The sequence below is a fragment of the Mesotoga sp. HF07.pep.5.2.highcov genome (genome assembly GCF_003666285.1).
GTDB classification, from domain to species: Bacteria; Thermotogota; Thermotogae; order Petrotogales; family Kosmotogaceae; genus Mesotoga; species Mesotoga prima.
This window is the reverse complement of record NZ_JFHJ01000587.1, coordinates 1-3032: the sequence shown is the minus strand read 5'-3', so window position 1 is coordinate 3032 and position 3032 is coordinate 1. Positions and strand designations below refer to the sequence as shown.

Genomic DNA, 3032 nt, shown 5'->3' with positions numbered 1-3032 from the left:
GCGTTTTCGGAGTAACCATACGCTGTCATCCCGAACTTGTTTCGGGATCTGGTTTTGAACCGCTCGGCAGGGAGAACCGTTGACCGGCAACGTGGCTTTCATCAGTGTTCATCCGCTCTTTCCCCGCGAAGCGAGCATTGCGACCTGGGCAGTTCTTGCCCAGCCTTGCGTCCACTGATGCTCCTCAGTGTATTGCGTCCAATGTTCTATAAGGGCATCACTTCCCGAAGCAGTCGGCCTCGCGTCCCGGCATGTTCTTAGCCGGCATTGCGACCTGGGATGTCCCTGCCCTGCCTTGCGCTCCAGCACGATCTTCGCCGGAATTCCGATTCCTAGTACAGTGGACTGATGATGGCAAATCGCAAACTAAAAGGGTTCCACAGTCTTTGTTTCTGAAGATGAATAGTGTATATTAAGCTGTAGGACATCCTACAACATTCAAGAGGCGGTGCGAATGAGGGAGATAGGTATCGACCACAATTCCCATGTCTCACTTTCTGGGAAGATTCATAGCGAACTGAGAAAACTGATCTTGAATGGTGAACTCAAAGCAGGAGAGAGATTGCCCTCGGAACCGGACCTTGCTCATGAGCTTGGGGTTAGCAGGAATTCCCTGAGAGAAGCTATCGGCCTCCTTCAAAGAGAGGGTTTGCTACTTAAGAAGCATGGAATTGGGACTTTCGTTACAGATAGATATCCGATCATTAGGGGAGGAATCGAGAGGCTCTCAAGCATAGGGAGCTTTATCGAATCCCAGGGTCATTCTGCCAGAAGCGAGATAAGCCGATTCGATCAGTGTGTTTGCGAAGAAAAAATCTGTGAGTTCCTCGACCTGGAAGTCGGCTGTCTGGTTCATGTTCTTGAGACTACCAAATACGCTTCGGAAATGCCCGTTGCCGTTTGCATTGATTACATTCCGAAGTCCATAGTGAAAGATATAGATCCCGACAGAATTCACAATTCTGTCTTTGAGGGACTGGGTAAACACTATAATATCGATATCAGATATGCCGAGTGCGATTTAATTCCTTCAAGTTGTGACGAAGTCCTATCTGAAAGGCTCAAGGTCGACGTGGGTACTTCACTTCTCTTACTGGAGCAGATTCATTACGACGTTTTGGATAGAAAGGTTCTGTATTCGAAGAGTTACTTTCCGTCGGGAAAATTCACTTTCAAGCTCATCAGAAGACGTTGAGATAGATAGCTAAACAGGAGGTGTAGGGAAATGAGAAAGCTTTTACTGGTGACGGTTCTATTACTGGGTGTTATGCTTTCAGCCACAACCATTGAGGTCCTATGGATGGGGTGGCCCCAGGATCAGGTTATGCAGCTCGTCAATGCGTTCAAAGAAGAGACAGGAATCGACGTGGACATTCAACTGGTCCCCTTCGGCCAGCTCTTCCAGACGATTGAAGTCAGACTTGCGGCTGGCGACGGTACACCGGATGTGTATATTGTGGATGGTCCAAACACGGCCTCTTATGCGGCACGAGGTTATCTCCTTCCCCTGGATGAACACTTCAGCGATGAGGAGATGTCTGCGTGGTTCGATGCCTCTATAGAAGAGGGCAGCTATCAGGCACTTTCTATTCGGTTCCTTACGGAACTTCATCGGCCGGCATATTCTACAATAAAGCTATCTTCGAGGAATACGGTGTTCCATTTCTGCCGGAGACAATAGAAGAGAGACTTACGTGGGAAGAGGTGGCCGAAATTGCGAAGAAACTCACCAAAGACACCAACGGTGACGGACTTACAGATATCTGGGGTCTTGTGATTGAACAGATAGACAGACCGTATCTGATCTTCCCCATGGTTCAGTCACTAGGCGCGAAAGTCCTTTCTGACGACGGTCTTGAATCTCAGGGATATATCACTTCAGATGAGTTCGTTGAAGGAACCACCTTCTACTGGAAACTCTTCAACGAATGGAAGGTCAGTCCCCAAGGGCTCAACGACTCGGCCATTTCACGAGAGTATTTCGGAACTGGCAGAGCCGCAATGATGCTTGGAAACGAGTGGAACTTGAGAAGGATGCTCCAGTATCCCGACGTGGATTATGGACTTTCCCCCTTCCCCTATTTCGAGGGCGGAGTTGCAGTCACCCCGACAGGCAGTTGGCATGTTGGAATTAACTCCAAGACAAAGAAGCTTGAGGAGGCTCTGGCCTTCACAAAGTATATTACCGGCAAGGAAGCTGTAATAACCTGGCACAAGCTGAACGGTATTGCACCGGCAAGGCCAGATGTTTACGAGGCCCTTCCCGAGGTTTTCGATAACCCAATGTGGCAGCTCTTCGTTAAAGAAATGGAGACCACCGCAGTCCCGAGACCTAGAACACCCGGATACTCTCAGTACGAGCTAATGCTGCGGGAGGCATTCAACTCTATTCACTACGGTGCCGATCCAAGAAGCACCCTTGAAGAGGTCGCCGTACGAATCGACAGAGAACTTAGAAAGTACAGATAGTTTTCCAGGGATCGTGCCTGAATCTAGATTATTCCGGATGGTGTGCAGATGTTTCGAAATAACAAAGTAGCGTGGCTTTTTGTTCTGCCCGCGCTGGTATTTCTTCTTGTATTCAAGATCTGGCCAATAGGCGTCTCGGTTATTGAGAGCCTTACTATGACGAGTTACACCGGGACAAAGTCATTCGTAGGGTTCGAAAACTATGAATACCTCTTCAAGCATGATCCCGTTTTCTGGAAATCCTTTTCTGTTACTCTCTTGTACTCGATAATCGTAAATCCCTTGATTGTCCTGACCTCATTGTTGATGGCGTTGCTTCTGAATTCCAGCCACTTCTTCACCAAGTTCTTCAGGACTGTCTTCTTCTTGCCGACGGCGATCTCGTTCGCCGTTGTCTCGGTAATCTGGATGATAGTCCTCGATCCGTATAACGGGCTGGCAAACAGCTTTCTGACCATGTTCGGCTTCAAACCTCAGCCCTTCTTCGCCTCTCCCGATCAGGCGCTTTGGGGGCTGATACTTCTTAACGTCTGGAGAAGCTCGGGCTACTGGATGATGTACTT

The 3032-nt window shown here is 48.7% G+C and carries 4 protein-coding genes; all 4 read left to right on the top strand.

Translation table 11 applies throughout. The features are described from left to right. Positions 1 to 454 precede the first annotated feature (454 nt). The gene (locus tag BG32_RS12460; protein WP_121510232.1) at positions 455 to 1195 is read left to right on the top strand and encodes a GntR family transcriptional regulator; all 741 of its coding nucleotides are present in this window, start codon (positions 455 to 457) and stop codon (positions 1193 to 1195) included. Between the two features lie 30 nt (positions 1196 to 1225). Continuing rightward, positions 1226 to 1681 carry an extracellular solute-binding protein gene (locus tag BG32_RS16735; protein WP_259459729.1) on the top strand — a complete coding sequence of 152 codons (456 nt, stop codon included), beginning with the start codon at positions 1226 to 1228 and terminating at the stop codon, positions 1679 to 1681. Further along, positions 1621 to 2469 (top strand): extracellular solute-binding protein, encoded by an 849-nt coding sequence (locus tag BG32_RS12455; RefSeq protein WP_259459730.1) that lies wholly within the window; start codon positions 1621 to 1623, stop codon positions 2467 to 2469. Before BG32_RS16735 ends, BG32_RS12455 begins: the two co-directional genes overlap by 61 nt. Positions 2470 to 2517: 48 nt before the next feature. Beyond that, positions 2518 to 3032: carbohydrate ABC transporter permease (locus BG32_RS12450; protein ID WP_147435020.1), on the top strand; the 515-nt coding region annotated here is incomplete at its 3' end.

Coding starts and splice junctions, on each gene's coding strand:
- BG32_RS12460 (WP_121510232.1), top strand. CDS start 455: ATGAGGGAGATAGGTATCGACCACAATTCCCATGTCTCACTTTCTGGG.
- BG32_RS16735 (WP_259459729.1), top strand. CDS start 1,226: ATGAGAAAGCTTTTACTGGTGACGGTTCTATTACTGGGTGTTATGCTT.